22 protein-coding genes are annotated in these 25,420 nt (G+C 65.2%); 7 read left to right on the top strand and 15 right to left on the bottom strand.

Features of this window, described 5'->3' with window-relative positions:
• Position 1: 1 nt before the first annotated feature.
• The 5 genes from QM615_RS17305 to QM615_RS17285 are packed head-to-tail and all read right to left on the bottom strand — an operon-like array spanning position 2 to position 5,902.
• Entirely contained in the window at positions 2-628 is a 627-nt protein-coding gene (locus QM615_RS17305; protein ID WP_149406437.1) for a HEAT repeat domain-containing protein, read from the bottom strand.
• A gap of 34 nt (positions 629-662) precedes the next feature.
• Positions 663-2,720, bottom strand: a complete 2,058-nt coding sequence (locus tag QM615_RS17300; RefSeq protein ID WP_149406436.1) for an FUSC family protein — start codon at positions 2,718-2,720, stop codon at positions 663-665.
• Between the two features lie 22 nt (positions 2,721-2,742).
• Entirely contained in the window at positions 2,743-4,035 is a 1,293-nt protein-coding gene (locus QM615_RS17295; protein ID WP_283347693.1) for a GAF domain-containing protein, read from the bottom strand.
• Between the two features lie 44 nt (positions 4,036-4,079).
• Positions 4,080-4,847, bottom strand: coding sequence for an acetoin reductase (locus QM615_RS17290; protein WP_149406435.1), 768 nt, complete (start codon positions 4,845-4,847; stop codon positions 4,080-4,082).
• On the bottom strand, positions 4,844-5,902 hold the full coding sequence (locus QM615_RS17285; protein WP_149406434.1) for a 2,3-butanediol dehydrogenase: 1,059 nt from the start codon (positions 5,900-5,902) through the stop codon (positions 4,844-4,846). Before QM615_RS17285 ends, QM615_RS17290 begins: the two co-directional genes overlap by 4 nt.
• Positions 5,903-6,131: 229 nt before the next feature.
• Here QM615_RS17285 and QM615_RS17280 point away from each other — a divergent pair, with 229 nt between their 5' ends.
• Entirely contained in the window at positions 6,132-7,973 is a 1,842-nt protein-coding gene (locus QM615_RS17280) for a flavin-containing monooxygenase (protein WP_149406433.1), read from the top strand.
• Positions 7,974-8,031: 58 nt separating this feature from the next.
• On the opposite strand, the gene QM615_RS17275 is transcribed toward QM615_RS17280, so the two are convergent.
• From QM615_RS17275 to QM615_RS17265, 3 genes are all read right to left on the bottom strand, one after another.
• Complete coding sequence (locus QM615_RS17275; RefSeq protein WP_283347692.1) at positions 8,032-9,396, bottom strand: NAD(P)/FAD-dependent oxidoreductase; 1,365 nt, start codon at positions 9,394-9,396, stop codon at positions 8,032-8,034.
• Positions 9,397-9,459: 63 nt separating this feature from the next.
• Positions 9,460-10,932 (bottom strand): carboxylesterase/lipase family protein, encoded by a 1,473-nt coding sequence (locus QM615_RS17270; RefSeq protein WP_502941887.1) that lies wholly within the window; start codon positions 10,930-10,932, stop codon positions 9,460-9,462.
• A 45-nt stretch (positions 10,933-10,977) separates the two neighbouring features.
• Positions 10,978-11,982 (bottom strand): aldo/keto reductase family protein, encoded by a 1,005-nt coding sequence (locus QM615_RS17265; RefSeq protein WP_149406430.1) that lies wholly within the window; start codon positions 11,980-11,982, stop codon positions 10,978-10,980.
• A 105-nt stretch (positions 11,983-12,087) separates the two neighbouring features.
• Here QM615_RS17265 and QM615_RS17260 point away from each other — a divergent pair, with 105 nt between their 5' ends.
• Complete coding sequence (locus tag QM615_RS17260; RefSeq protein WP_283347690.1) at positions 12,088-13,644, top strand: amidase; 1,557 nt, start codon at positions 12,088-12,090, stop codon at positions 13,642-13,644.
• A 76-nt stretch (positions 13,645-13,720) separates the two neighbouring features.
• On the opposite strand, the gene QM615_RS17255 is transcribed toward QM615_RS17260, so the two are convergent.
• The 3 genes from QM615_RS17255 to QM615_RS17245 are packed head-to-tail and all read right to left on the bottom strand — an operon-like array spanning position 13,721 to position 16,027.
• On the bottom strand, positions 13,721-14,959 hold the full coding sequence (locus tag QM615_RS17255; RefSeq protein ID WP_149406428.1) for a hypothetical protein: 1,239 nt from the start codon (positions 14,957-14,959) through the stop codon (positions 13,721-13,723).
• 7 nt (positions 14,960-14,966) lie between these two features.
• Complete coding sequence (locus QM615_RS17250; protein WP_149406427.1) at positions 14,967-15,431, bottom strand: MarR family winged helix-turn-helix transcriptional regulator; 465 nt, start codon at positions 15,429-15,431, stop codon at positions 14,967-14,969.
• On the bottom strand, positions 15,428-16,027 hold the full coding sequence (locus QM615_RS17245) for a DJ-1/PfpI family protein (RefSeq protein WP_149406426.1): 600 nt from the start codon (positions 16,025-16,027) through the stop codon (positions 15,428-15,430). The genes QM615_RS17250 and QM615_RS17245 overlap by 4 nt, the downstream gene beginning before the upstream one ends.
• 132 nt (positions 16,028-16,159) lie before the next feature.
• Between QM615_RS17245 and QM615_RS17240 the strand changes: the two genes are divergently transcribed.
• Positions 16,160-17,788 (top strand): sigma-54-dependent Fis family transcriptional regulator, encoded by a 1,629-nt coding sequence (locus QM615_RS17240; protein ID WP_262498426.1) that lies wholly within the window; start codon positions 16,160-16,162, stop codon positions 17,786-17,788.
• A gap of 142 nt (positions 17,789-17,930) precedes the next feature.
• Complete coding sequence (locus tag QM615_RS17235; protein ID WP_149406425.1) at positions 17,931-19,040, top strand: NDMA-dependent alcohol dehydrogenase; 1,110 nt, start codon at positions 17,931-17,933, stop codon at positions 19,038-19,040.
• Positions 19,041-19,127: 87 nt separating this feature from the next.
• Here QM615_RS17235 and QM615_RS17230 read toward each other — a convergent pair whose 3' ends face one another.
• Positions 19,128-19,757, bottom strand: a complete 630-nt coding sequence (locus QM615_RS17230; protein ID WP_149406424.1) for a nucleoside/nucleotide kinase family protein — start codon at positions 19,755-19,757, stop codon at positions 19,128-19,130.
• Between the two features lie 94 nt (positions 19,758-19,851).
• Here QM615_RS17230 and QM615_RS17225 point away from each other — a divergent pair, with 94 nt between their 5' ends.
• Together QM615_RS17225 and QM615_RS22380 are read left to right on the top strand one after the other, a co-directional pair.
• Positions 19,852-20,211 carry an ArsR/SmtB family transcription factor gene (locus tag QM615_RS17225; protein WP_149406423.1) on the top strand — a complete coding sequence of 120 codons (360 nt, stop codon included), beginning with the start codon at positions 19,852-19,854 and terminating at the stop codon, positions 20,209-20,211.
• The gene (locus tag QM615_RS22380) at positions 20,208-21,245 is read left to right on the top strand and encodes a TIGR03086 family metal-binding protein (protein WP_149406422.1); all 1,038 of its coding nucleotides are present in this window, start codon (positions 20,208-20,210) and stop codon (positions 21,243-21,245) included. The genes QM615_RS17225 and QM615_RS22380 overlap by 4 nt, the downstream gene beginning before the upstream one ends.
• An 8-nt stretch (positions 21,246-21,253) precedes the next feature.
• Here QM615_RS22380 and QM615_RS17210 read toward each other — a convergent pair whose 3' ends face one another.
• The 3 genes from QM615_RS17210 to QM615_RS17200 form a co-directional block, all read right to left on the bottom strand.
• On the bottom strand, positions 21,254-22,399 hold the full coding sequence (locus QM615_RS17210) for an acyl-CoA dehydrogenase family protein (protein WP_371828273.1): 1,146 nt from the start codon (positions 22,397-22,399) through the stop codon (positions 21,254-21,256).
• Between the two features lie 69 nt (positions 22,400-22,468).
• Positions 22,469-23,290, bottom strand: a complete 822-nt coding sequence (locus tag QM615_RS17205; RefSeq protein WP_149406421.1) for an SDR family oxidoreductase — start codon at positions 23,288-23,290, stop codon at positions 22,469-22,471.
• Positions 23,291-23,362: 72 nt separating this feature from the next.
• Entirely contained in the window at positions 23,363-24,184 is an 822-nt protein-coding gene (locus QM615_RS17200) for a sulfurtransferase (protein ID WP_149406420.1), read from the bottom strand.
• Between the two features lie 65 nt (positions 24,185-24,249).
• Here QM615_RS17200 and QM615_RS17195 point away from each other — a divergent pair, with 65 nt between their 5' ends.
• Positions 24,250-25,395: an NADH:flavin oxidoreductase gene (locus QM615_RS17195; protein ID WP_188078687.1), complete on the top strand. Its 1,146-nt coding sequence runs from the start codon at positions 24,250-24,252 to the stop codon at positions 25,393-25,395.
• Positions 25,396-25,420 lie beyond the last annotated feature (25 nt).

The following is a 25,420-nucleotide window of genomic DNA, read 5'->3' as shown; positions in this document are numbered from 1 at the left end:
CTCACCCCGCCGTGTCGACTACGCCAAGGGCATCGGCGCGTTTGGCCTCGAACACGGCGAACCCGGCATCCGGGTCCATCAGCAGCGCCTCGGTTGCTCGCGCGTGAGCACGAACAGCAGCATCCTTGCTCGACGCGGCCTCCCACAGCATCGGCTCGATCACCGACCCCAGTGCCACCAGAGCGCGGCTCAGACTTCGCTGGACGTCGTGCCCACCTCGGCCGAGTTGGGTGACGAGCATTGTCGCCAATGCTGATTTACTTCCTGCCGGCACCAGAACCACTGCGGCTCGCCATGCGCTTCGGGCCACTTCGTCGTCCGGATCAACAAGCACGGAAGAGGTGATCGCCTCCCACGCCGACTCGTCCTTGATTTTCGACAACGTGTGTAGCGCCTGACTGCGAGCCTGCGCGCCACCCCATCTCACCTCCTCGAGCAACCGCGGAACCGTCGCCGACGTGGGAAGCCGAATCAGCGCCCACGTCAACATCTCTCGCACCTGAAAATCCGGTTCGACGGCGCTCCGCTGCACCAGCGCGTCGAGAAACTGCAGGTTCGGCGTGGTGCCGATATCGAGCGCGGCTCGAAGCCGAACCGACGAAGCGTGGTGCCGAAGTAGTTCGTTCATGGCCGTCAGCCAAGACCTTGTCACGATGTGAAGGTCAACCCCGAGTCAACACATCGGCGAGTGTTCGGTTCATCGTGTTCAGTGCGCGCACCGCACCCCGCAGCGGACCGGGCGCGTTGGTGGAGGTGAGCAGCACGTCCAATACCGTTGTCTCGGTGATCTTCTCCGGCGGCTCGACGTGATTTCCAGCAACGGCTGCCTCGACGTGACGCACAGTGTCGCGCACCAGCGCCGCCGCGTCGCGTAGTGCCTGGGCAGTCTCGGCCGTCGGAGCCGTTTCCGCCTCGGCGCGGGAGGCCAGCACGCCCGCGCGGGCCAGAGCATGAGCAGATCGGCCGCTGACTGCCAGCACTCGCAACAGTCGTTTCGCGCCTCGCCTGCTGCGGGTCGTCGGCCCGAGCACCAGCGGCTTTCCGGCCGTCACTACATCCTTCAAGGCATTGTCGAGCGTGCGCGTCGACGCCACCAGGTCGGTCCCTTCGCCCGGAGCGATGACCGATTCCACGCTCGATTCGATCAACGTATTCAACTGCTCGAGGTACGTATCGACTTTGTCCACCAACGTCTTTCGAGTACTCGTCGAGAAGATGAAGTAGGCGGATACCATACCGACCACGCCGCCGACGGCGGTCTCGACGATCCGCAGCTCGAGCACCTCGATACTGAAGGTGCCCAGTAGCCCGTAGAGCATCGCGAGCAGAATGGTGACGAAGAACGACAGCAGCGCATACGCCACCGTCACCAGGTAGAACGCGAAGAAGACACAGACGACGATCAGCACCAACTGCAGGGGTTGATTGTTGCCCACCAGTGCGGCGATCACCACCCCGGCGAGCACACCCGCGATGGTCCCGAGGACGCGTTGGCCTGCGCGCGTGAGGATTTCGCCCCGCGTCGACGCCCCCGTGAACACCAGAAACGCCGTCAGTACGGCCCAGTACCAACGGTCGGGTGAGACCAGTTCGCCGAGTACGGTCGCCGCGCTGGTGGCGACGGCGACCTGGATGGCGGCCTTGGTGCTGGGGTCGAGTCCGCTCGGCGTGTCCTTCACCGCCGCCTCGGACGGCTCCACAGCGGCGGTCGCCGACACCGAGACGGCATTGGTGGTGATGTGATGAATAGCGATGTGCGCCTGCACAGCTCGCTGCGCCGAGACCGTAGCGATCCCCGCCAGGGTGGACGGGTCGGCGCGCTCGGCAGCCGTGGACGCCAACCGACGGGCCGCACGCAGCTGCTCCGCGGACGGTGTGTTCTGCAGAACCGACCCCAGTGCCGTTGTCGCCTGCCCCAGTGATGTCGGCCAGGGTTTCGCGGGATCCAGAGCCCACAGTGAGCTGACGAGCTGCTCGGTGGCGATCTGGGCGTCGAACACGCGGAGCGACAGATCGGTGCTCGTGACGCTGAGCAGTTGCCCGGCATCGTGTCGGTCGAGCCAGTCGTCGATCAGCAGCGCCGTGTTGCCGAGTCGGTCGAGTCTGCGGCGCACCAGGTTCAGGTCGCGGCTTTCCCCTGCCGACGCCGCCTCGAGCACCGACACCGAGACCGCCCGCATGGCGAACAGCAACCGACGAACCTCCACGATCGGCCGATCCGGGAAGATGACCGCTCGCACGAACAGGGCGATCACCAAGCCGCCGAGGATCGCCGCGATGAGCATCGGCAGCTGTCCCGGGCTCGCGCGCAGGAACAGCGCAAAGAAGTACGAGATGAACGAGACCATGCCCAGCGCCGTGCCGCGCGGGCCGAAACGGCGCACCCACACGGCCGTGAACAACACCGCGATGAATCCGACGTCGGCGACCTTGCCGAGCTCGGAGAGCAGCGCCGCCAACGTCACTGCCGCCGAGGCCGGCAACGCCATCAGTGCGGTGGTGACCAGCCGACTGTGCTGGTCCTTGTCCTTCACCGCGGCCGATGCCTGCATTGCCACGACGGTTCCGAGCATCGCCACTGTCACCGGCTGCCCGATGGCGCGCGTGATCAGCACCAGCGTCACCATCGCCAGCAGTACCGTCAGCGTCGTCGCCGACGCACCGCGCAGCCGTACCTGTCCCGGATCCGAGGCGTCGAGGATTCGGGCGAGGCGGTTCATTCCCCCGATTCTGCGCTACGGCTCAACCCCGTGCCGCCCGGATCGCCGGGGCCGACGAATGCGGCAGCAATCGGCTCATGTCCGACGGCATGACCAGTTCGACGGTCGCAGATTCGTCCAGTCGGTACGGCTGCGTGGAGATGATGCCGGCGAGGTGTTTGCGCAGCCGCGACATCTCGGCCCGCACGGTGATGGCACGTCCGTCGTCGCCGAACAGATCGGCGGCCATTTGCGACGCGGTTCGCCCCTGCCGATGCGTGGCGAGAAGGTACAGAATTTCGGCGTGCCGGGGCGTCGGCTCGTGGGTCCACTCCCCCACCTCGCTGCGCACTTCGATGCGAGGTTTCTGCGAATTGCGCAGGTCGATGCGAATTCTCGTCGATCCGACATCGGCGACGCCGGAATCCATCGTGCTGGTGGGTCGGACGAGCCAGCCACCGGGCAGGGGCTCGAAGTCGCACACGCCGAGGGTCGGCAGCCAGAAGCGTCCGGTCGCCAGATCCTCGGGCAGCAGAATGCGATTGCGAAGCGCCACCGATTCGACAGCCGCGACCCAACCGTTCGCGTCCACCGCGAGGGCCGGGGACTGCAGGCGCGCGAGCATCGGTGCGGCCACCGAACGCAGTCGATCGAGGGTGCTCCGATGAAGTTCCCGCAGTTGAGATTCCGCCAACCGTGCGACGGCGTCGACCAGTGCGATGGTGGTGGGGTGGACAGTCTTCGCCGGGCCGCTGACGTCGATGGCTCCCAGCACCTGACCGGTCCGAGGGTCCCTGATCGGCGCACCGGCACACGTCCACGAATGGTGGCTGCGCACATAGTGTTCGGCCGAGAAGATCTGCACCGCGCGCCGGGAGACCAGCGCGGTGCCGATGGCATTGGTGCCCACCGAGTCCTCGGCCCAGTTGGCGCCTTCCACGAAGCCGAGGTCGTCGGCGCGGTCCAGTACCGCCGTCGATCCGCTGCGCCACAGCACCCGGCCGTGTCGATCGGCGACGACCAGGATGTTGTCGCCGTCCTGCACCACCGATTCCAGGCCGCGGGCCAGGTCGTCGAGGATGTCGAACAGCCCCGATTCCCGACGGCTCAGCTCGAGATCGGAGACGTACATCTGTGTCTCGGCGGGGTTGCCCAGTTCCGGGTCGATGCCCAGGGTCTGCAACCGTCGCCACGAGTCCCCGATGACCTCGCGGGGACGTGCAGGCGACTTGCCGCCGGTCATGGTCGCGTCATACACGGCAGTGAGAATCTGCGCGTAGCGGCGCGGGTCTTCGCCGGCCGCCAGCGCAGGTTCAGGACCTGTCGACTGCGTCATCACAGTCAATTGTGCTCCAGCTCACAGATCGACATGAACGGGGGTTACCGATAGACCAGACCGCCGTCGATCAACGGTGCCTGGCCGGTCATGTAGTCCGAGTCGGGCCCGGCGAGATACGAGACGAACGCCGCGACATCCTCGGGGGTCTGCGCACGACCCAGGGCGATGCCGCCGACGAATTTGTCGTAGGTCTCGCCTTCCGCTGCGCCCGTCAGCTCGGCGAAACGCTTGTCGATGGTGACCCACATATCGGTGCCCACCACGCCGGGGCAGTACGCGTTGACGGTGATCCCCTCGGCCGCGTATTCCTTCGCTGCGGCCTGGGTCAGGGCGCGAACGGCGAATTTCGTTGCGCTGTATACCCCGAGCATCGCGAACCCGTCGTGACCGGCGATCGACGACGCGTTGATGATCTTGCCCTTCTGGCCGAGCGACCTGAATTTCGCTGCGGCAGCTTGGATTCCCCACAGCACACCGTCGACGTTGACGGCCCAGATCTTCTTCGCGTCCTCGGGTCGAACATCGTCGAGCGGCGCAACCTGCGCGATACCCGCGTTGTTGACGATGACGTCGAACCCGCCGAGCGCCTCGTGCGTGTGTTCGACGGCGGCGAACACCTGATCGCGGTCGCTGACGTCGGCCACGAATGTCGTTGCCTTCGAGCCGGTTTCACGCACTTCATCGGCGACGCCGGCGATCTTGTCCTCGGCCAGGTCCACCAGGGCGATGTCGTGTCCGTCGTTCGCCAACCGCAGTGCGATGGCCCGGCCGATGCCCTGGCCCGCACCGGTCACCAGCACCGCGCTCATGACGCCGCTCCGGTGGAAGGGTCGACCAGAACCTTCATCTTGGTGCCCGCATGCAGCGCCTCGAAGCCGTCGTCGATGACTCCGTCGAGCGTGATCTTGTCCACCCAGCCCGTCGTGTCGTAGTGGCCCTGGCTCATCAGGTCGATGACGGCCTCGTAATCGGCCGAGGTGTAGCAGAGCGAGCCCTGGATGCGGGATTCGTTCATCACCAGCTTCTGCAGCGGTGTGGTCAGTGGCTTTTCGTAGATCGCGACGCTGACCAGTGGCTTTCGCGCACCGATGCATCCGAGCGCTGTCTCGACGGCCGGTTGAACGCCTGCCGCGTCGTAGATCGCATCGGCTCCGTTGCCGTCGGTGAGATCGGCGATGAAGGCGGGGACGTCGACAGCCGTCGGGTCCAGGGTCTTCGCGCCCAGGGCTTCGATCGATGCTCGACGCGTCGGCGATGGTTCGACGACGTACACGTTGTCGACTCCCTTGCCGCGCAGCGCGAACCACAGTCCGATGCCGATAGGGCCGGCCCCGAACACCATCGCGGTGTCGTCGGGCTTCGGATCCCCGAGTGTCGCAGCGTGATAGGCGACCGACATCGGCTCGACGAGCGCACCGAGTTCGAGGGAGACATTGTCGGGCAAGGCATGAATCATGTCGGTGGGCACCACGGTGTATTCGGCCATTCCGCCGTCGGACATCAGTCCGTGGAAGCCGATCTGCGCGCAGATGTTGTAGTTCCCCGCGCGGCACGGGCCGCAGTGCCCGCAGCGGTAGAGCGGCTCGATGGCGACGCGGTCGCCCACGTTGATGCCGGTGACACCCTTGCCGAGTTCGGTGACCGTGCCCGAGAACTCGTGGCCCAGCACCAGCGGCATCTCCTGACCGGTCAGCGGATGCGGCGAGGTGGGGATGAAGATGGGGCCGGCGTAGTACTCGTGCAAGTCGGTTCCGCAGATTCCGTTGAACCCGACTTGGATCTTGACCTGCCCTTCACCTGGATTCGGCTCGGGTACGTCGGTGATCTCCACCTTGTTGGGGCCGTAGTACACAGCTGCGCGCATCGCTTCACTCCTGATCGTCGGATGCACTCATGTCTATGTGACGCCGACCACTTCGGACAGGGTTGCAGCGCGTTGCAGTCACTGCCCTCGAAATCGGGTGCATTCGACCGCGCTGAGCGCGGTCAGCTGCACCGGATTCACACTGCAACCCCCTGCAACTCTCGACCACCCACCCCTGAAGGAGTGTGCTGGGTCACACAGAAGGTCCCGCACACCGCTAGGAGTTTTGATGACCCAGACCATCGAGCCGGTCGACATCGCCCGCACCCACACCCCGCAGGAACGGGTCGACGCCTGGCTGTCGGAGTTCGAGCAGGCGCTGGTCGCACGCGACATTCCTCGCGTTGCCGGCATGTTCGCCGTCAGCAGCTTCTGGCGCGATCTCGTCACCTTCACCTGGAATCTGAAGACGGTGGAGGGACGCGACGGCGTGTCCGACATGCTCTCCGAGCGGCTCGACGACACCGATCCGACGGGTTTCCACACCACCGAGACTCCCGACGAGGCAGACGGCGTCGTCTCGGCGTGGATCGAGTTCGAGACCGCGACCAGCCGCGGCAAGGGTCACCTGCGGCTGACCGTCGACGCCGATACCGGCCAGGACGTCGCGTGGACGCTGCTGACCACGATGCAGGAGCTCAAGGGGCACGAGGAGCGTCAGGGAAAGTCCCGCATCAAGGGCGCGGTGCACGGCTCGAATGCCGATACCCAGAACTGGGCGGAGAAGAAGGAGATCGAGGAGAAGGAACTCGGCTACAGCGTGCAGCCGTACGCCCTCGTCGTCGGCGGAGGCCAGGGCGGTATCGCTCTCGGCGCTCGGTTCCGTCAGCTCGGTGTGCCTGCGATCGTCGTCGACCGTGCCGAGCGCCCCGGCGACCAGTGGCGCGGCCGCTACAAGTCCCTGTGTCTGCACGACCCGGTCTGGTACGACCACCTGCCGTACCTGCCGTTCCCGCCGAACTGGCCGGTGTTCGCGCCGAAGGACAAGATCGGCGACTGGCTCGAGATGTACACCAAGGTCATGGAGGTCCCCTACTGGACCAAGACCACCGCGAAGTCCGCTACCTACGACGAGGTGGCGAAGGAGTGGACCGTCGTTCTCGACCGCGACGGCGAGGAAGTGATTCTCAAGCCCAAGCAGCTGGTGATGGCCACCGGAATGTCCGGCAAGAAGAACGTGCCGAACTTCCCCGGCATGGACGAATTCGAGGGTGAGCAGCACCATTCCAGCGAACACCCCGGCCCCGACGCGTATGTCGGCAAGCGCGTCGTGGTGGTCGGTTCCAACAACTCCGCGCACGACATCTGCAAGGCGCTGTACGAGACGGGCGTCGATGTGACGATGCTGCAGCGTTCGTCCACGCACATCGTCAAGTCCGATTCGCTGTGCGAGATCGCGCTGGGAGATCTGTACTCCGAGCGGGCTGTCGAGTCCGGAATGACCACAGGCAAGGCCGATCTCACGTTCGCGTCGTTGCCGTACCGGATCATGCACGAGTTCCAGATTCCGGTGTACCAACAGATCGCGGAGCAGGACAAGGACTTCTACGATCGGCTCGAGAAGGCCGGCTTCCAGCTCGATTTCGGCGACGACGGGTCCGGGCTGTTCATGAAGTACCTGCGCCGCGGCTCGGGCTACTACATCGATGTCGGCGCGTCCGAGCTGGTCGCGGACGGCAAGATCAAACTCGTTGCCGGGCAGGTGGATCGGATCAGCAAGACCGGCGTCGTGCTCGACGACGGCACCGAACTGCCTGCCGATCTCATCGTCTACGCCACCGGCTACGGCTCGATGAACGGCTGGGTGGCAGACCTCATCGATCAGGAGACCGCAGACAAGGTCGGCAAATGCTGGGGCCTCGGCTCGAACACCACCAAAGATCCCGGTCCATGGGAGGGCGAGCAGCGGAACATGTGGAAGCCGACGCAGCAGGAGAACTTCTGGTTCCACGGCGGCAATCTGCACCAGTCACGCCACTACTCGCTCTACCTAGCGCTGCAGATCAAGGCGCGCTACGAGGGCATCGACACCCCGGTCTACGGACTGCAGGAAGTGCATCACCTGCGGTGATTCAGTGGTGTGGTTGAGTGTCCTCCGGGGCACTCAACCACACCACTGCCGTAGGCACTCACTCGTACAGATCGATTGCCTGAGCCTTCTTGATCAGCGCGTCCTCGGATCGCACTTGCGCGAGGTTGACGACGCGCGTCGGCAGCACCGAGGAGTACAGCCAGTCCGTTGCCACCCGCACTCGCGCGGACACCGTCGGCAAGGCGTACAGGTGATAGCCGCGCGCGACGAACTTCGCGACGGGTCCGGTCAACGGAATGCCCAGAGGCTTTGCCACACCGTCGAATCCGCCGAGATCGGCGACGAGACCCAGATCCTTGTGCTTGTACGGACGTGCCTGCCCGACGCCCATCGACGCCGCCACATTCTGTGCCACGGCGACGCCTTGGCGCTGGGCGTGCTGCGCCGTCGGCGGCGTTGGCTTCGACGGGTCGGCGGCGAGGTCGGGGACTGCCGCCGCGTCGCCGATCGCCCAGACGTCTTCTACGCCGGGGACGGTCATGTCCGCGCCCACCACCAGGCGTCCGCCCGCTGTGGGCAGACCCAGCCGTGCGATGAGCGGGCTCGCGGCGACGCCCGCTCCCCACACCAGAGTTCGGGACGGGATCACCTCGTCGTCGGTGAGCGTCACCGACGTTGCGGTGGCCGATGCCACCGACACCCCCAGCCGGACGTCGACACCTCGCTCGGCGAGTACAGCGAGCGCTTCCTTGCCCAGTCGCGCGCCGAGTTCCGGCAGCACCGCGTCCGCCACGTCGACGAGTACCCAGCGCACCTCGTCCGGGTCGACGCTCGCCCAACGGGATGCAATGCCTTTGACCCAATTCTGCATCTGGGCAACGAATTCGGTGCCCGTGTAGCCGGCTCCCACGGCCACCACCGTCAGCCGCTCGGCTCGTTCGCTCCGGCCTTCCGGGGTGTCGGGCAGAGCATCGGCTGCGTCGAGTTGCGCGAGCACGTGGTTGCGGATGTAGACGGCCTCACTCAGCGTCTTGAGCCCGTACGCATGCTCGTCGACACCGGGGATATCGAACTGCTTTGTCACCGACCCGGGCGCGAGTATCAGCTTGTCCCACTCGAGCGTCGAGTCGCCGTCGGGGCCGATCACCGTCAGCTCGCGCGCGTCGAAATCGACGGTCGTGACGTGACCGAGCACCAACTTGACGCGCGGCAGCGCCTGACGGGTCGAGACGGCGATGTCCCGCGGATCCAGAACGCCGGTGGCGACCTCGGGTAGCAGCGGACTGTAGAGCAGGTAGTCGGTGGGGGCCACCAACGTCAGCACGGCGCGATCGGGCCCCAGCAGCTTGGCCAGCCGCTGCAAGGCGTTGAAGCCGCCGAAGCCCCCACCGACCACCACGACGCGAGCAGGCCTCGCGGGGACCGGAGAACTCGTACCGAAACCAGGAAGGAATCTGCGCATATCCGAGATTAACCCGCCGGTGAGCCACCCCGCAGACGACGTTCGGAGGTAGCGGCAAGAAGGTCAGCGCACGCCGTCCCACACCGCGCGGGTTGCCGGCCTCGGGTCGAGGGAGACGCCCGGCTCGGTGCCGAACATCATCACTGTGCGATCGGAGCCGTACGGGTCCCAGCCGGGAGAGCCGTCGCCCACGAAATCGACCCAGGCACGGTGCATCTGGTCGGCCACCTGCTGCGGCGGATTCGGGCCCGTGATGCGGGCGGTCTCGGGCTTGCGCAGCATGTCGAACACGAACGGGATCTCGAGCGCATGGCAGGCTCCGAGCGCGCCGTCGAACAACGTTGAGCGCCAGGTGAATTCGTAGACGAATGCATTTCCGGAACGGGCCTCGACCAGGCGTGTGGCCGGGATGCGGAAGAACCAGTCGGTCATGACGGCGATCATCAGCTCGCCCGCCGAGGCGTCGGGCAGCTGCTCGCGGTACCGGTCCAGCGCCGAGGGGTCGGCTCGGTACCCGGCGAGGACCATCTTCACGTAGTCCTCGGTGATGTGAGGGACCAGGCCGGCGGGCACGATGAAGAACGCGTGCTCCTCACTGGTGGTTCCGATCAACACGTCCACCTGCGTGCCCGCACCGTCGCTGATACGCGAAATGGGCAGCGCCGGAACGATATCGCCGTCGACGTACGGCTCGAAGGCCATGACGTTCAGGGCCAGCTCACCCCACGCCCCGGTCGGGGCCTCGGCGGTGATCCGATCGGACAGTTCACGTTGAGCGTCGACCAACGCGTCCACCGACACCGAAGCAAATCCGTCGACCGTTGCCTCGACACCGAGCGCGGACGCCAATGCTGCGGAGACCTTTCCTGCGGTCTCGGCGGCAATGACATGGTGCCCGGCTCCGCTCTGCAGAATTGCCCGCTGGAAGAGTCCCTCGGCCCGGGGCATCGACATCAAGGTGCCGACGCTCATCGCGCCCGCGGATTCACCGGCGATGGTCACCTGAGCCGGGTCACCGCCGTAGGCAGCGATGTGGTCGCGGACCCATTCGAGAGCCGCGACCTGGTCCAGCATCCCGCGGTTGGCCGGGGCACCGTCGATCAGTGCGAAGCCGTCGACTCCGAGTCGGTAGTTGATCACCACGGCCACGACGCCGTCCCGGGCGAACGCGGAACCGTCGTACGTGGGAATCGCGTTGCTGCCGTTGACGAATGCGCCGCCGTGGATCCAGACGAACACCGGTGCCGAGCCGCCGACATCGGGGGTGAAGACGTTGACGTTCAGGCAGTCCTCGCCCGGCACCACCGGCTCGCTGAGGATCTCACTGGTCGGCGGCCGGTAGCCCACCTTGGGAACGGTGGCCCCGTGCTCGAGCGCGTCGCGCACTCCGTCCCAGGTGGGCGGCCGCGACGGTGCCTGGAATCGACGGGGGCCGAACGGGGCCTCGGCGTACGGCACCCCGAGGAACGAGGTGATGCCTGCGTCGGTCCGACCGCGAACCTGGCCCTGAGGTGTATCGACGGTGATCATGTCCATACGTCCTTATTACCCTGTTCGCCTCGGACCGACGCCGGCAGGCGGTCAGACCAGACGTGCTTCCGGCGAGCCCGTCTTTCCCGCGTCACGCTCGACCGAATCGCCGAGCGCATCGTCGATCTTCGCGAGCACGTCGGCGTCGAGGGTGACCTCGGAGGCCTTGATGTTCTCGGCGATCTGCTCGGGGCGGGAGGCACCGACGAGTGCGGCGGCGATGTTGTCGTTGGCCAGCACCCACGCAACAGCCAACTGCGCCATGGTGATTCCCAGATCGTCAGCAATGGGCTTGAGCTGCTGCACCCGGGTGAGCGTCTGATCGTCGAGGTAGCGCGCGATCATCTTGTCGCCGCCCTTGTCGTCCTTGGCGCGCGAACCGTCGGGCAGAGGTTGACCGGGGAGGTACTTGCCGGTGAGCACACCCTGGGCGATGGGCGACCAGACGATCTGCGAGATGCCCAATTCCTTCGACGCGGGGATCACCTGATCTTCGATGACGCGCCACAGGGCCGAGTACTGCGGCTGGTTCGAGATGATCGAGAACCCGTTCTGGCGGGCGAGTTCCTGACCGGCGCGGAGCTGGTCGGCGGTCCATTCGGAGACGCCGATGTAGAGCGCCTTGCCCTGGCGGACGACGTCACCGAATGCGGCGATGGTCTCTTCGAGCGGAGTTTCGACGTCGTAGCGATGGGCCTGGTACAGGTCGACGTAGTCGGTGCCGAGCCGACGCAGCGACGCGTCGATGCCTTCGAGGATGTGCTTGCGCGAGAGTCCGGTGTCGTTGGGGCCCTTGGGTCCGACCGGGAAGTAGACCTTGGTGAAGATCTCCAGCGATTCCCGACGCTCGCCTTTCAGCGCGTCGCCCAGGACGGTCTCGGCTGCTCCGTTGGCGTAGACGTCGGCGGTGTCGAACGTGGTGATGCCGGCATCGAGGGCGGCACGCACGCACTGGGTGGCGATGTCGTTCTCCACCTGCGATCCGTGGGTCAACCAGTTGCCGTACGTGATCTCCGAAATCTTCAGTCCACTGTTTCCGAGGTATCTGTAAGCCATACCGAAAACGGTACTCCCCGGCGAAGCTCCGACTCCGAGTGTCACGCGGTCCGAATTTACTGATGTGTAACAGCGTGTGCATACGGCGTCGTTAGCGTCGTTACCGTGTCCATCAAAGACCGCAGGGGCGTCCTCGTACTGATCACGGCTCTCACGCTCAGCGCCGTCGGCTGTCAATCGAACAGCACTCCCGACAACGAGTCCGAGCTCCCGTTGCAGGGACTCGGCGTCGACGATCTTCGGTCACGCTTGGAGTCGGGTCAGTACACCAGCGCGGATATCACTCGAACGTATCTGGACCGGATCGAGAAGTACGACGACTCGGGCCCGACGCCGCTGCATGCTGTTGTCGACGTCAATGCCGACGCACTGGCCGAGGCGAGCACGTTGGACGACGAGCGCGCGGCGGGAACGATACGGGGTCCGCTGCACGGTATTCCGGTGTTGATCAAGAGCAACATCGGAAGTTCGGAACTTGCCGCGACGGCGGGAAACGTCAACCTGAGTTCGTTTCGCCCCGTCGAGGACTCCCCGGTGGTTCGCAACCTGCGAGAGTCGGGCGCAATCATCCTCGGAACCACCAACATGTCCGAATTCGCCTGGCATGGAACGTTCACCAAGAGTTCCCTCGAAGGTACAACCGCGAACATTTTCGACCGTGAGTTCAGCGCAAGCGGTTCCAGTGGCGGAAGCGCAGTAGCCGTGGCGGCGGGGTTCGCCCCGATCGCCTTGGGTACGGACACCTGCGGCTCGGTGGTCGGGCCGGCCGCCCACGCCGGGCTGGTGGGTTTTCGCCCGAGTCACGATGCGATCAGCAGGGACGGCGTCGTCCCCCTGTCTCTTTCGCAGGACGTGGTCGGGCCGATCGGGCACTCGGTCGCCGACGCAGCCGCGGTGGCCGATCTGACCAGTGGCAACGACAACGGATGGTCCGACTCCGCAGCAGCAGTGGACCTGACATCGGTAACGGCCGCGTACCTCACCTGGCCGTTCGATGCCCGTGGGGCTGATCCGGACAGTCCCGACCAGGCCGTGCGGCCCCAGATCCGTAGCGGCTCGGATGCGGCCGTCGAGGCACTCGCTCAATCGGGACCGCAGTTGGTCGAACTACCCGAGCTGAACGAGGAGTTCGCCACCGACGTTCTGACCGACAGTGGCTACAAGGATGCACGGCCATCCATCGACCAGTTTCTCAGCTCGACGGACGCCGCCTACGACCCCGAGGTCGCCGCGAGGGCTCTCCCGTCGGATGCTTTGACTTTCGAGGATGTGACCGAAGGCAGTGCGCTGGAAGCAGACACGATCACCGAATGGTTGGAGGCACCCTCGTTGCCCAACCCGGCGCAGGATGCGACCCTCGCAAAACAACAGGCGGGAACGCAGGCGCTGACCGACCTCATGGCCGCACAGAATGTCGACGTCCTCATCTACCCGACGACGCCGGAAACAGCCTCAGAGGAGTGGGCAGGCACGGCAGCGTGCGGTATCAGCGCGAACACCGGTGCACCCTCGGTGCAGATCCCGATCGGTAGCACGACGAGCGGCCTGCCGTTCGGCCTGACCGTCGCGGCCGCACCTGGGCAAGACGCCGTCGCCCTCGCGGTAGCGGCCGCCCTCGAAGCCTCCGTCGACGCCGACATATCGGCTCCGGCATTGCCGTAACCCGCTCGAAAATCTGGGCCGCGACAACGTTCGAGAGGACAGATACCATTATGTCAGAACAGGTTTCGCGTGTCGTTTACCCCGGAATCCGGTAGCGCCCGAGGGCCCACATCCCGACGCCTGCGAGCACGACGGCGGCACATGCACCGCCCGTCGACAGCCACAGTTCGACGCGGGGCCAGGACGAGTCCGCGAGTGCAGAGGTCAACGGCGTGTACGACGTCCACCCGTAGGTGACGACCATCGGCACCGTGATCGCCACCGGGATTGCCAGGCCGAGGGTCGACGGCGTCGGAGCGGCCGGTGTGCACGCCACGTACAGGTAGGCTGCGGCGGCCGGAAAGACGATCAGGGTCGCGACGTAGTGAACGTTGTCCAGCGGCGGCTGCTCGAACAGTGCCGTCACGCAGACCACCGCCAGAACTGCGACGCCGATCAACGGACGTCCCCAACGCAATCCGAGCGCGGTGCCGGCTGCCACCGAGACTGCGGTGAGTGCAACCATTCCCAGTACCCAGCCCCTGTCCGAGGCACTGATTCCCACCCCCGCGGTGGTGGTCGAGGTGAGCAACACCGCCGTTCCGGCGAGGACCATGACGCCGCTGCGGCCCGGTAGCAGGCCGGCCGCCGCAAACAACACGGGTACTACGAGGAGTCCGAGATACCAGTGGCCGCCGAACCCATACAGGCTCTGGAACATGCTGAACACGAACACCATATTGAGCAGCAGCCCACCGATCGCCACCAGCAGTATCGCCCCGACTGTTCGCCTGCTGCGTTCGGGCGGCCCATAGTCGTCACTGCGGTCGACTCGAGCCGCCCAGGCCACGGCCAGCACAACCAGCAAGCACAGCACCAGAACGACCACCGGTGTGCCCATGTCGGATTCGGCGAGGTAGTCGGCGTAGCGCCGGGGAATTGCGCTGTGCTGTAACGCCTCTACTGCACCCACACTGAGCAGCCCGAGCAGAAACGATGTCGTCAGCAGTGCCTGCCGAACCCGCGTGCTACTCGCCTGTACTGCACTGCATCCCAACAGGACTCCGCCTGCCATCACCTCGGCGAAATCGGTTGAGAACAGCAGTGCCGATCCCCCGATGACAACTGCAGCGGCGATGGACAGTCCGGCGAGCATGCTGCGCCGACGAACGACCATCGCCGTACCCGACGCAAGGATCAGCGCGACCGCGACTCCCCCACCGCCACTGGAGAGCAACAGCCCGCCGACGCTGGTGTCGCCGAGGATGTCGATGCCGTCCGATTGCATCGACAATCCGGCCAGCAATCCGGTCAGAAGTACCCCGAGCGCAACCATGCCCGAATTATGCACTGCCGCCGCGATAGTCCCTGGATGCCGAAAGGATCTTCTCCAGAGTTGCCGCAAAGGCCTTCAGCTCACTCTCGCCCACGGCGGCTCCCACGGCATCGGACCATGCATGTTGCGCATCCCGCAGCTCAGCCACGGTGTCGCGTCCCTTGGCGGTGGGTTCCAACAGCTTCGCGCGCTTGTGGTTCGGGTTGTCGACGTACACGGCCCACCCTTTGTCCACCAACAGGTTTGCGGTTCGTTGCACGCTCTGTCGTGCCAGCCCCAGCCCGACGCGTCGCGCGATGTCGGCTACCGAGAGCGGTTCGTCCAAGGTGGCTCCGAGAACCTGCCACCACGCCGGAGTCAGGCCCGTCGGCTCGGTGATGTCCTGTGCGGCGGCGAGGAATTCACCGTTGAGCTCGAAGACAGGCAAGACCAGCGCAGTCAGCGCATCCCCCTCGGGGGTGCGTTGCTTCATGCGCCCGCCAGCTGGTCGTAGTACTTGCGTTCCCCCGTCGTGTAGAGGCCGTACCAGGCGTCGACCACGGGTTGCGGAAACACGTTCAACCGCTCGAACACGAGCTTCGCGAACTCCAACGGGCTGACGCCGCCTGCGGTGATCACGGTGCCGTCGGACACTGCCTTCTCGTCGCGGTAGTACTCCGAACCATGGTATTCGGTTGCCTGCGTGAGGAACTCGGGAGCATTCGAGGTGTGCGGTCGGTCGTCGAGCAGTCCGGCCCTGGCCATACCCAATGTTGCCCCGCAGATCGCCGCGACCGGCGTTCCCGCCGCAACGAGTTCGACTGCGAGTCTCAGCACCGCGTCGTGACCGGAGTCCCAACTGTCCGCGCCCGGCAGAATCAATGCGTCGAGTGCCGGCAGATCCGCCAAGCCGACGTCCGGAGTGATTCGCAATCCTCCCATCGTCGTGACGACGTCCCCTGTCTCGGATGCAACGATCAGCCGATTGGCGTCGGGGTCTTGTTCACGAGCCATGGCCAACCCGGCGGTGAGGTATCCGTACTCCCAGTCGGCCATGGTGTCGGTGGCGTACAGAGCGATCGTTGTCATCTCGAACCTCCAGAATTTCGACAGCGTGCTGTCATTGTGCGCATATGACAGCACACTGTCAATACATCACTGCCCGATCGGGCAGGTTCCGTCGAAACGTGCGTCGAGCGGAGCAGTCGGGGATACCGTCGTATGACGACCATGCGCCGGCCGACGGAGGTGCGCGAGATGCCCAGCGGTGCCGAGAAGCTCCGAGATTCCATTGCCAAGTCCTGGCAACGGTCGGCGCAGAGCGGTCTCGCACCGGCGGACACCCTGGAGCAGGCGAGCCTGCGTGACGTCGACCGTCGTAGCCGCCTCCTCGCTGCCGCAAACCCCATCCTCGATCGGATGGAGAGCGTGCTCCACGGCTCTGGGTACTGCGTCCTGCTCGCGGACCGTGACGCCCGGTTGGTCGATCTCCGTTTCGGAACCCATTCGCTACGAGATGCGGTGTCCTCCATGGGCGCGGTCGTCGGCCGCTCGTTCACCGAACAAGCGTCGGGCACCAATTCGATCTCGACGAGTTTCGAGATGCGCGCGCCGTGCGCTGTGCACGCCGAGGAGCACTACATCGAGTCGATGAAAACCTTCGGCTGCTACGGCCACCCCCTCATCCACCCCGTCACCCGCCGCATCGAGGGCGTCCTCGACATCACCTTCCTGGCCTCCGACGACAACCCGCTGCTCCAACCGATGCTCGTCCATGCCGCACAGGACATTCAGGGCAGGCTCCTCGAAGAGACGCGTTCGGGCGAACAACGACTCTTCCAGGCTTTTCAGTACGCATCCTCACAGCGCCGCGGTGCACCCGTCATCGCGATAGCCGACGAAATTCTTCTCGAAAACACCAGCGCTGCAACAATAGTGGATACAGTGGACCACTCCGCACTACGCTCGCTCACCGACGATGCGGTCCGGCGCAGCGGCGTCGTACAGGATGTGATTCTCAATTCCGGACTTCATGCAACCGTGCGCTGGGAACGTCCGGTGTCGGCCGCGGGCATCGTCATCGAGATCGATCCGCACGACACCGTGCGTACACCGCCACCGGCACCGAAGACACGAAAGCCGTTGTGCGTCATCGGTGAACCCGGCACCGGAAAATCCACCGCCCTGGCCCGCTGGACAGCAACGACGTCACCACGCTGGTTCGACGCGTCGGATCTGGTGACGACGACTGCGGCCGAGTGGTTGGCAGGCGTCGAGCATCAGGTCCGGGCCGCACACGATGTCGTGGTCGAGAACGTGCACTTCCTCACCGGCCCGGTGGCGAGCCGGCTGCATTCGATTCTGTCGTCCGCTCCCGGGTGGTACGCGCTGTCGAGTTCGGCCACCGACTCTGCCGAACTCGAACATCGCCAACTTCTGTCACTGTGCGCCGAGACCATCGAGTTGGCCCCGTTGCGCTCTCGCCGACACGAGATTCCGGACCTGGTCCGCGCCATCATGGCCGAGCTCGAGTCCCGCGCGCATTTCACCCCGGCAGCGTTGTCGGCGTTGATCGACTACGACTGGCCCGGCAACATCGGCGAACTCCGAGCCGAGGTCACCGAGGCCGCGTCGCGCAGATCCGTCGGAGATATCACCGAACGGGAACTGGTCCGGCCGCGCAAGAAAGCGTCGACCACACGGATGAGCACCCTCGACACCGCGATGCGCGACGCCATCGTGCACGAGTTGGCACGGCAGGGCGGCAACAAACGCACGACGGCGGAGAGCCTGGGGATCAGTCGAACCACGCTGTACAAGCGGATGCGCGAGTTCGGCATCCTCGGCTGAGGTTGTCCACTTTCTGAACACTCACCGCCCATGATCGGGGTCACAATTCCATGCATGGATGCGCGCCCGGCAATACGAGAGCAGCGGCACCGTCGGACACGCCACATCCATCGACCGCTGAATCGACGTCAGGAGAATCTCCGTGAAGACCAAAGCAGCAGTACTGTTCGAGCCACACAAGCCGTTCGAGATCGTCGAACTGGACATGGACGGCCCCGGCCCCGGTGAAGTCCTGATCAAGTACGTGGCCGCAGGGCTGTGCCATTCGGATCTACATCTGCTCGACGGCGACCTGCCACCGCGCTTCCCCATCGTCGGCGGCCACGAGGGTTCCGGCATCATCGAAGAAGTCGGTCCCGGCGTCACCAAGGTCAAGCCCGGCGATCATGTCGTCTGTTCCTTCATCCCGAACTGCGGCACCTGCCGCTATTGCTCCACGGGCCGACAGAACCTGTGCGACATGGGCGCAACGATCCTCGAGGGCTGCATGCCCGACGGCACGTTCCGTCGCCGCGACAGCAAGGGCACCGAATTCGGAGCGATGTGCATGCTCGGCACCTTCTCCGAACGCGCCACCATCTCGCAGCATTCCGTCGTCAAGATCGACGACTGGTTGCCCTTGGAGACAGCAGTTCTCGTGGGCTGCGGCGTTCCGTCCGGCTGGGGTACCGCCGTATACGCGGGCGGTGTACGCGCAGGTGACTCCGTGATCATCTACGGCATCGGCGGCCTCGGCATCAATGCCGTTCAGGGAGCGGTGCATTCGGGCGCGAAGCATGTCCTCGTCGTCGATCCGCTCGAGTTCAAGCGTAACCAGGCGCTGAAGTTCGGGGCGACTCACGCGTTCGCGGACTACGCGTCGGCGCAGGAGAAGTTGACCGAACTCACGTGGGGTCAGGGAGCGGACCAGGCTCTGATTCTGGTCGGAACCGTCGACGAGGAGGTCGTGCAAGCCGCAACCGCGGCCATCGGTAAGGGCGGCACCGTCGTCATCACCGGGCTCGCCGATCCCGAGAAGCTGACTGTGCACGTGTCCGGCACGGATCTGACGTTGAATCAGAAGACGATCAAGGGCACGCTCTTCGGGTCCGCGAATCCGCAGTACGACATCGTGCGCCTGCTACGCCTGTACGACGCCGGGCAACTCAAGCTCGACGAACTCATCACCTCGACCTACTCCTTGGAGCAGGTCAACGAGGGCTACCAGGACCTACGCGACGGCAAGAACATGCGCGGGGTGATTCACTTCTGAAACACGCTGCGGCAGTGGTGCGGTCGAGTGCGTTGGGTTGCACTCGACCGCACCGCTGCGAGCACCGGAATGCACGAACGATGGTGGTCATCTCCAGTCGATCGGCAACACTCGCGTTGCCCGAGCGCGCGGATCCACCTCGTCCAGATAGATCTGGCATGCTGCGTGATAGCGCTGGTCGAAGGCCCGACCTGCCGCCTCCGTGCCACCGAGCGCCTCCGCATCCCTGGCTATACCGCGAGCCCGTGCGACGTCCATGGGGGTATCGACGAAGACTGTGTAGTCCCAGTACTCGGGCAGCGGCGGCCGGTGCAGGAACGTTCCGTCCACCACGACGATCGCGTCGGCCGGCACCGGCTCGAGCGGATCGTCCACCGGCTCATCCGTCGCCAGATCGATGACCCGACGCCGAATGGCCCCGCTTCCGTTCGGCCCCAACGGGATCAGCACGTGTGCCGCAAACGCGTCGAAGTCGTACGCGTCCCGGTAGTAGCCGAGAGCCGACGCCCGACCCTGCCGATACCGATGGGCGCGCCGATGATGAAAGCCGTCCATCGTCACGTGCACGGACGGACGCCCCTGTGCCGCAACAGCATCGACCAGCCATCGCGCGCAGGTGGTTTTGCCCGAAGCCGTCACCCCGTCGATCGCCACCCGTAGCGGGTGTCCCGGGGCCCGGGAGAGCACATCCTGCACCAGGTCATCACCGACGCTCATGGTTCGAGGGTAGGCGATCAACTTAGTCAACCAAGTGGTTGACTACGTCGAGCGGGCGGCTTACCCTCGGAAACAACGCACAGCGAGGAACCCCATGGACGATCGAACAGAGCAGCTCAACAGGACGTTCGCGGCATTGGCCGATCCCACTCGACGTGACATCGTCGCTCGACTCGCCGGGGCGGATGCGAATGTCAGCGAGCTCGCCGAACCGTACGAGATGAGCCTGCAAGCGGTCTCGAAGCACGTGAAGGTGCTAGAGGAGGCCGGATTGGTCACGCGCAGCAGGGATGCCCAGCGTCGCCCGGTGCACCTCGATGCCGAGGTGTTCGGCCTGTTGACGAAATGGATCGAGCGTTATCGCCAGGAAGCAGAACAACGGTATCGACGCCTCGACGCCCTGCTGGACAGCATCGCAGACGACGAGACCAACGAGTCGAAAGAAGTGTCATGACTGCACACGACACCGAAATCGTTGCGGACGAGAAAGTCCCCACGATCGAGATCGTCCGAGAGTTCGACGCGACGCCGGAGCAGGTGTTTCGCGCTCACATCGACCCCGAGCTGTATCGGCAGTGGGTGGGGCCGCGATCGTTGACGACCCGAATCCTGAAGTGGAAGGGGCACACCGGAGGCGCTTGGGCGTTCGCCAACGACCGGGACGGCGAAGAGATCGCTGCCTTCTTCGGCAGCTTCCACGAGGTGCGTGCGAGCGAGCGGATCGTGTGGACCTTCACCTGGAAGGGTGCACCCGACTCGGTCGCGCTCGAAACGCTCACCTTCGACAGCCGTGGCGACGGCGGTACACGTCTGAGGGTATTGAGCGTGATGTCGGACTTCGCGACGCGCGACGGCATGCTGTCGAGCGGCATGGACGTCGGTGTGAAGGAGGGCTACGAGAAGCTCGACGAACTGCTCGCGCAGAGCACCGGCCCGGCCCAGCAACACCTGCAGGACGCGGCCATGTTCACTTCATTGGTGGAGTCCGCATCACCGGAGGACTGGTCTCGGCCGAGCCCGGTATCGGGTTGGGCTGCAATCGATGTGGTGCGGCACCTGGTCGAGTGGTCCCGCGGCTTTCTCGCCGGCGGAGCCGGTATCGAACTACCGGCGCTGGACGTCGGAGCCGACCCGGCCGCAGCCTGGACCCAGCACGTCGCCGATATCCAAGCAATTCTCGACGACCCCGCCGGCCGGGTACTGAGCAACCCGCACACCGGAGACATGCCGGTGGACGAGGCGATCGACATGTTCTACACCGCCGACGTCTGGATGCACTCCTGGGACCTGGCGAAAGCCCTCGGCCGAGAGCCTGATCTGGGCCAGAAACGCTGCGCTGCAGCGCTCGAGGCCATGCGACCGATTGAGCAGGTGCTACGGGACAGCGGGCAGTACGGCCCCGCCGCCCCCGTTGCCGACGATGCTTCCTCACAGGACAAGCTGATGGCCTTCATCGGCCGCGACCCGGCCTGGCAGCCGGGTCGGTAGACGAACGTTCAGAGGTACTTCTTCAGCTCCATCTTCGCAATCGACATCTTGTGCACCTCGTCGGGACCGTCCGCGAGCCGCAGGGTGCGAATGTGTGCGTACATCATGGCCAGCGGGAAGTCGTTGGACACTCCGCCTCCGCCGTGGACCTGGATCGCCCGGTCGATGATCTTCAGCGCCATCTCCGGTGCCGCAACCTTGATCGCTGCGATCTCCGTGCGCGCTTCCTTGTTCCCGACGGTGTCCATCAGGTACGCCGCTTTGAACGTGAGCAACCTGGTCTTCTCGATCTCGATGCGCGCCTCGGCGATCCAGTCCTGAATGTTCGAGCGCATCGCCACCGGCTTGCCGAACGTCACTCGCGATACCGCACGGCGACACAGCAATTCGAGTGCACGCTCGGCCACGCCGATGGTGCGCATCGCGTGGTGGATGCGGCCGGGTCCCAAGCGAGCCTGGCTGATTGCGAAGCCCTCCCCCGGCCCCTTCAGCACGTCCTTCGCCGGTACCCGTACATCCTCGAAGAGCACCTCGGCGTGACCTTCGCGGTCGATGTAGCCGAACACCGGCAGATTGCGCAGGACGGTGACTCCGGGTGCGTCGATGGGCACCACCAACATCGACTGCTGGCGGTGCGTGGCCGCCTCGGGATCGGTCTTGCCCATGACGATGAGAACCTTGCAGTTCTTGTGCATCGCATTGGACGTCCACCACTTGCGCCCGTTGAGGATGAAGTCGTCGCCGTCGCGATCCATCTTCATGGCGATGTTGGTGGCATCGGAGCTGGCGACATCGGGTTCGGTCATCGCAAAGGCAGAGCGAATGGTGCCGTCCAGCAACGGCTTCAGGTACTTCTCCTTGTGCTCGTCGGTGCCGAAGAGCGTGAACACCTCCATGTTGCCGGTGTCCGGTGCGTTGCAGTTGCATGCCTCGGGCGCGAGCAGGCTGCGGCCCATAATTTCGGCCAGCGGTGCGTATTCGAGGTTGGTCAGACCGGGACCCCACTCGGGATGCGGGTGGAACAGATTCCACAGTCCGCGCGAGCGCGCTTCCTTCTTCAGATCCTCGATGATCGGCGGCTGGAAGTGCGGGTCACCGGATTCGAGCATCTGCTGCTCGTACACTGCCTCGGCCGGGTAGATGTGAGAGTCCATGAACTCCAACAGATCCGACTCGTACTTCTTCGCACGGTCGGAGGTCTCGAAAAATGCCACGGTGGGCCCCTATCGGTTGTTGTCGAGCAAGCTGTCCTGGTAGCGACGCATGCCGCGCAACCACCGGTCGTAGTCGGCACCCTTGTTGCGGTACATGTCCAGCACGTTCTCGTGCGGCAGGATCAGGAACTGCTCGCGGTCCATTGCGTCGAGCACCACGTCGGCGACATCGAGCGGTTCGAGTACGGCACCGGCACTGAGAACCGCGGCAGTTGCGGCCGCTCCCAACGCATCTCCGGATTCGCGTCCCTCGTAGAGCAGTTTGGTGTTGACACCCATCGGACACAGGCAGCTGACGCGAATACCGCGGTTGCCGTAGGTGACGTTCATCCACTCGGCGAATCCGACCGCGGCGTGCTTGGTCGTCGCGTATGTCGCCGAGCCGATCTGGGTGAGCAAGCCGGCCGCCGAGGCGGTGCTGACGAAATAGCCCTCACCGCGCTCGAGCCAACCCGGCACCAACAGCTGTGCGGCGCGAATGTGCGCGCGGACGTTGACATCGAACGAGAGATCCCAGTCCTTGTCGGTGGCGTCGAGTCCGGGTGCGCCGCTGATGCCTGCGTTGGCGAAGTAGAGATCGACAGGTCCGAACGAGTCCTCGGCCAGTGCGATCAGCCGTTGAATGTCCTCGGTGTTCGACGCGTCCGCCGCGGCGGCGACGGCCGTCCCCGGCCGGTCGCGTTCGATGGCGTCGGCCACGGATCGGGCCGTGGTCTCGTCGAGATCGGAGACGACGACGCGTGCGCCGTGCTCGGAGAGTCGAGCGGCGATGGCCCCGCCGATTCCGCCACCACCGCCGGTGACGACGGCAACTTTGCCTTCTACCTTCATGCCCCAGGTATAGTTGAAGTCGGATTCAAGTTCAACCCTGGTTGCATGAAGATGCTGGTCAGAGCGCGGAATCTAGGCCCGAGGACGCGTCGGATCAGTGATCCACCCCGACCACGATCCCGGATACAACGCAGCATCGAAGCCCGCCAACTCGAGCGCCAGAATCTGATGGGCGGCGGTCACGCCGGAACCGCAGTACACGGCGACGGCCTTTCCCTCGGGCACAAGTCCACCGAATGTGCCATTGAGTACCCCGGGGTCCAGAAACTTGCCGTCCGAATCGACGTTTTCCGTGGTCGGTCGATTGATTGCGCCGGGGATATGTCCGGCCACCGGATCCACCGGCTCCACCTCGCCGCGGAATCGCTCGGGTGCTCGGGCGTCGAGCAGGACGTTGCTCTGGGCGAACTCGAGTACATCGCCGACGTCGAGGACTCGTGCCAGGGACGGCCGGGCGCTGAAAGATCCGGCTGCGACGATCGACGGCTCGGTGCCGGTGGCAAACCCTTCGGCCACCCACTGAGCCAGACCGCCGTCGAGGACTCGCACGTCTGCATGGCCGTAGTAACGCAACAGCCACCATGCGCGCGCCGCGGCAGTTGCGGGTCCTGCGTCGTAGACCACCACGGAGGAATCGTCGCTCACCCCGGCGCTTCGCATCGCTGCGACGAAGGTCTCCTCGTCGGGCAACGGATGGCGGCCGCCCGAACCCGGGACCCCGGCAAGCTCTGCATCGAGGTCCACGAACTGCGCGTTCGGGATGTGGCCGGACCCGTAACCTGCTCTGTCGCTGCCGGTCTGGAGCGCCCAACGAACGTCGAGGACGACCGGAGCCCGTCCCATCTCGAAGAGGTCGTGCAGTTCGGCGGCAGAAATCAGCGGCGAAGGGCTCATAAGGCTCCGACGCTAACAGCCCTACGCCGGGAATAGCTCGGGTTACATGCCGGTTGTGCGCAGGCGTGACCGAAACTGCATCCACAACTCAGCATCTGTCCACCGCCGGGCTCTTCGAGCCGTTCGAGGTCAAGTCGCTGAAGCTGCGCAATCGCTTCGCCATGGCCCCGATGACGCGCGCCTTTTCTCCCGACGGCATTCCCGGCCCGGATGTCGCCGAGTACTACCGCAAGCGCGCGGCCGGCGGCACCGGCCTCATCATCACCGAGGGCACCTACATTCCCGATCCCGCAGCCGGCCCGCACACCCGCGTCCCGCGGATCTACGGTGACGCCAGCCTCGAGGGCTGGAAAGGCGTCGTCGACGCCGTGCACGCCGAGGGCAGCGCGATCATCCCGCAGCTGTGGCACCTCGGCGTCGAGCGCGGCACCGAGCCTCGCCTGTTCCCGGACGTCACCACCGTGAGCCCGTCGGGCATTGCACTCGACGGTTCTTCGGTGGGTCGCGCATTCACCGACGCCGACCTCGACGAACTCACCTCGCAATGGGTGCAGGCCGCGGTCAACGCGCAGAACACCGGATTCGACGGTCTCGAGCTGCACGGCGCGCACGGATATCTGCTCGACGAATTCCTCTGGGCCACAACCAATGTGCGCGACGACGAGTTCGGTGGCTCCCTCGAAGCTCGGACTCGCTTCCCCGCGCAGGTCGTTGCGGCGATCCGTGCTGCGGTGGGCGAGGACTTCGCCATCGTCTACCGGTTCTCGCAGTGGAAGAGCAATCACTTCGACGCCCGGATCGCCCAGAATCCGGAGGAACTCGGACGCGTCCTGACTCCCCTGGTCGACGCCGGAGTGGACATTCTGCACGCTTCGACCCGCCGCCATTGGGATCCTGCGTTTCCCGAGCTCGACGACAACGACGGAAAGCTGGGCTTGGCCGGGTGGACCCGCAAGCTCACCGGCGTCCCGACGATCACCGTCGGATCCGTGGGCCTCGACTCGGTGTTCACCTCGGCGTGGTCGGAGGACGCCGCATCCGGTGTCACCGGACTCGATGCACTGGTCGGCCAGTTCGAGGACAACGAATTCGATCTCGTTGCCGTCGGACGCGCACTGCTGTCCGACCCGGATTGGGTGAACAAGGTCGGAGACGGACGCGTCGACGAGCGCATCGACTTCACCCGCGACCACATCCAGCACTTGGTCTGACGGATCGGGCACCGGAATCCACGGC

It is taken from the genome of Rhodococcus sp. IEGM 1341, assembly GCF_030056895.1.
Taxonomy (GTDB): Bacteria; Actinomycetota; Actinomycetes; order Mycobacteriales; family Mycobacteriaceae; genus Rhodococcoides.
Note: the sequence above shows the minus strand (reverse complement) of the source record. Positions and strands in the feature narration are given on the sequence as shown.

Bases quoted from the DNA above. Each gene is read 5' to 3' on its own strand.
- QM615_RS17305 (WP_149406437.1), bottom strand. From the start codon at position 628: ATGAACGAACTACTTCGGCACCACGCTTCGTCGGTTCGGCTTCGAGCC.
- QM615_RS17300 (WP_149406436.1), bottom strand. From the start codon at position 2,720: ATGAACCGCCTCGCCCGAATCCTCGACGCCTCGGATCCGGGACAGGTA.
- QM615_RS17295 (WP_283347693.1), bottom strand. From the start codon at position 4,035: ATGACGCAGTCGACAGGTCCTGAACCTGCGCTGGCGGCCGGCGAAGAC.
- QM615_RS17290 (WP_149406435.1), bottom strand. From the start codon at position 4,847: ATGAGCGCGGTGCTGGTGACCGGTGCGGGCCAGGGCATCGGCCGGGCC.
- QM615_RS17285 (WP_149406434.1), bottom strand. From the start codon at position 5,902: ATGCGCGCAGCTGTGTACTACGGCCCCAACAAGGTGGAGATCACCGAC.
- QM615_RS17280 (WP_149406433.1), top strand. From the start codon at position 6,132: ATGACCCAGACCATCGAGCCGGTCGACATCGCCCGCACCCACACCCCG.
- QM615_RS17275 (WP_283347692.1), bottom strand. From the start codon at position 9,396: ATGCGCAGATTCCTTCCTGGTTTCGGTACGAGTTCTCCGGTCCCCGCG.
- QM615_RS17270 (WP_502941887.1), bottom strand. From the start codon at position 10,932: ATGGACATGATCACCGTCGATACACCTCAGGGCCAGGTTCGCGGTCGG.
- QM615_RS17265 (WP_149406430.1), bottom strand. From the start codon at position 11,982: ATGGCTTACAGATACCTCGGAAACAGTGGACTGAAGATTTCGGAGATC.
- QM615_RS17255 (WP_149406428.1), bottom strand. From the start codon at position 14,959: ATGGTTGCGCTCGGGGTACTTCTGACCGGATTGCTGGCCGGATTGTCG.
- QM615_RS17250 (WP_149406427.1), bottom strand. From the start codon at position 15,431: ATGAAGCAACGCACCCCCGAGGGGGATGCGCTGACTGCGCTGGTCTTG.
- QM615_RS17245 (WP_149406426.1), bottom strand. From the start codon at position 16,027: ATGACAACGATCGCTCTGTACGCCACCGACACCATGGCCGACTGGGAG.
- QM615_RS17240 (WP_262498426.1), top strand. From the start codon at position 16,160: ATGACGACCATGCGCCGGCCGACGGAGGTGCGCGAGATGCCCAGCGGT.
- QM615_RS17230 (WP_149406424.1), bottom strand. From the start codon at position 19,757: ATGAGCGTCGGTGATGACCTGGTGCAGGATGTGCTCTCCCGGGCCCCG.
- QM615_RS17225 (WP_149406423.1), top strand. From the start codon at position 19,852: ATGGACGATCGAACAGAGCAGCTCAACAGGACGTTCGCGGCATTGGCC.
- QM615_RS22380 (WP_149406422.1), top strand. From the start codon at position 20,208: ATGACTGCACACGACACCGAAATCGTTGCGGACGAGAAAGTCCCCACG.
- QM615_RS17210 (WP_371828273.1), bottom strand. From the start codon at position 22,399: ATGGACTCTCACATCTACCCGGCCGAGGCAGTGTACGAGCAGCAGATG.
- QM615_RS17205 (WP_149406421.1), bottom strand. From the start codon at position 23,290: ATGAAGGTAGAAGGCAAAGTTGCCGTCGTCACCGGCGGTGGTGGCGGA.
- QM615_RS17200 (WP_149406420.1), bottom strand. From the start codon at position 24,184: ATGAGCCCTTCGCCGCTGATTTCTGCCGCCGAACTGCACGACCTCTTC.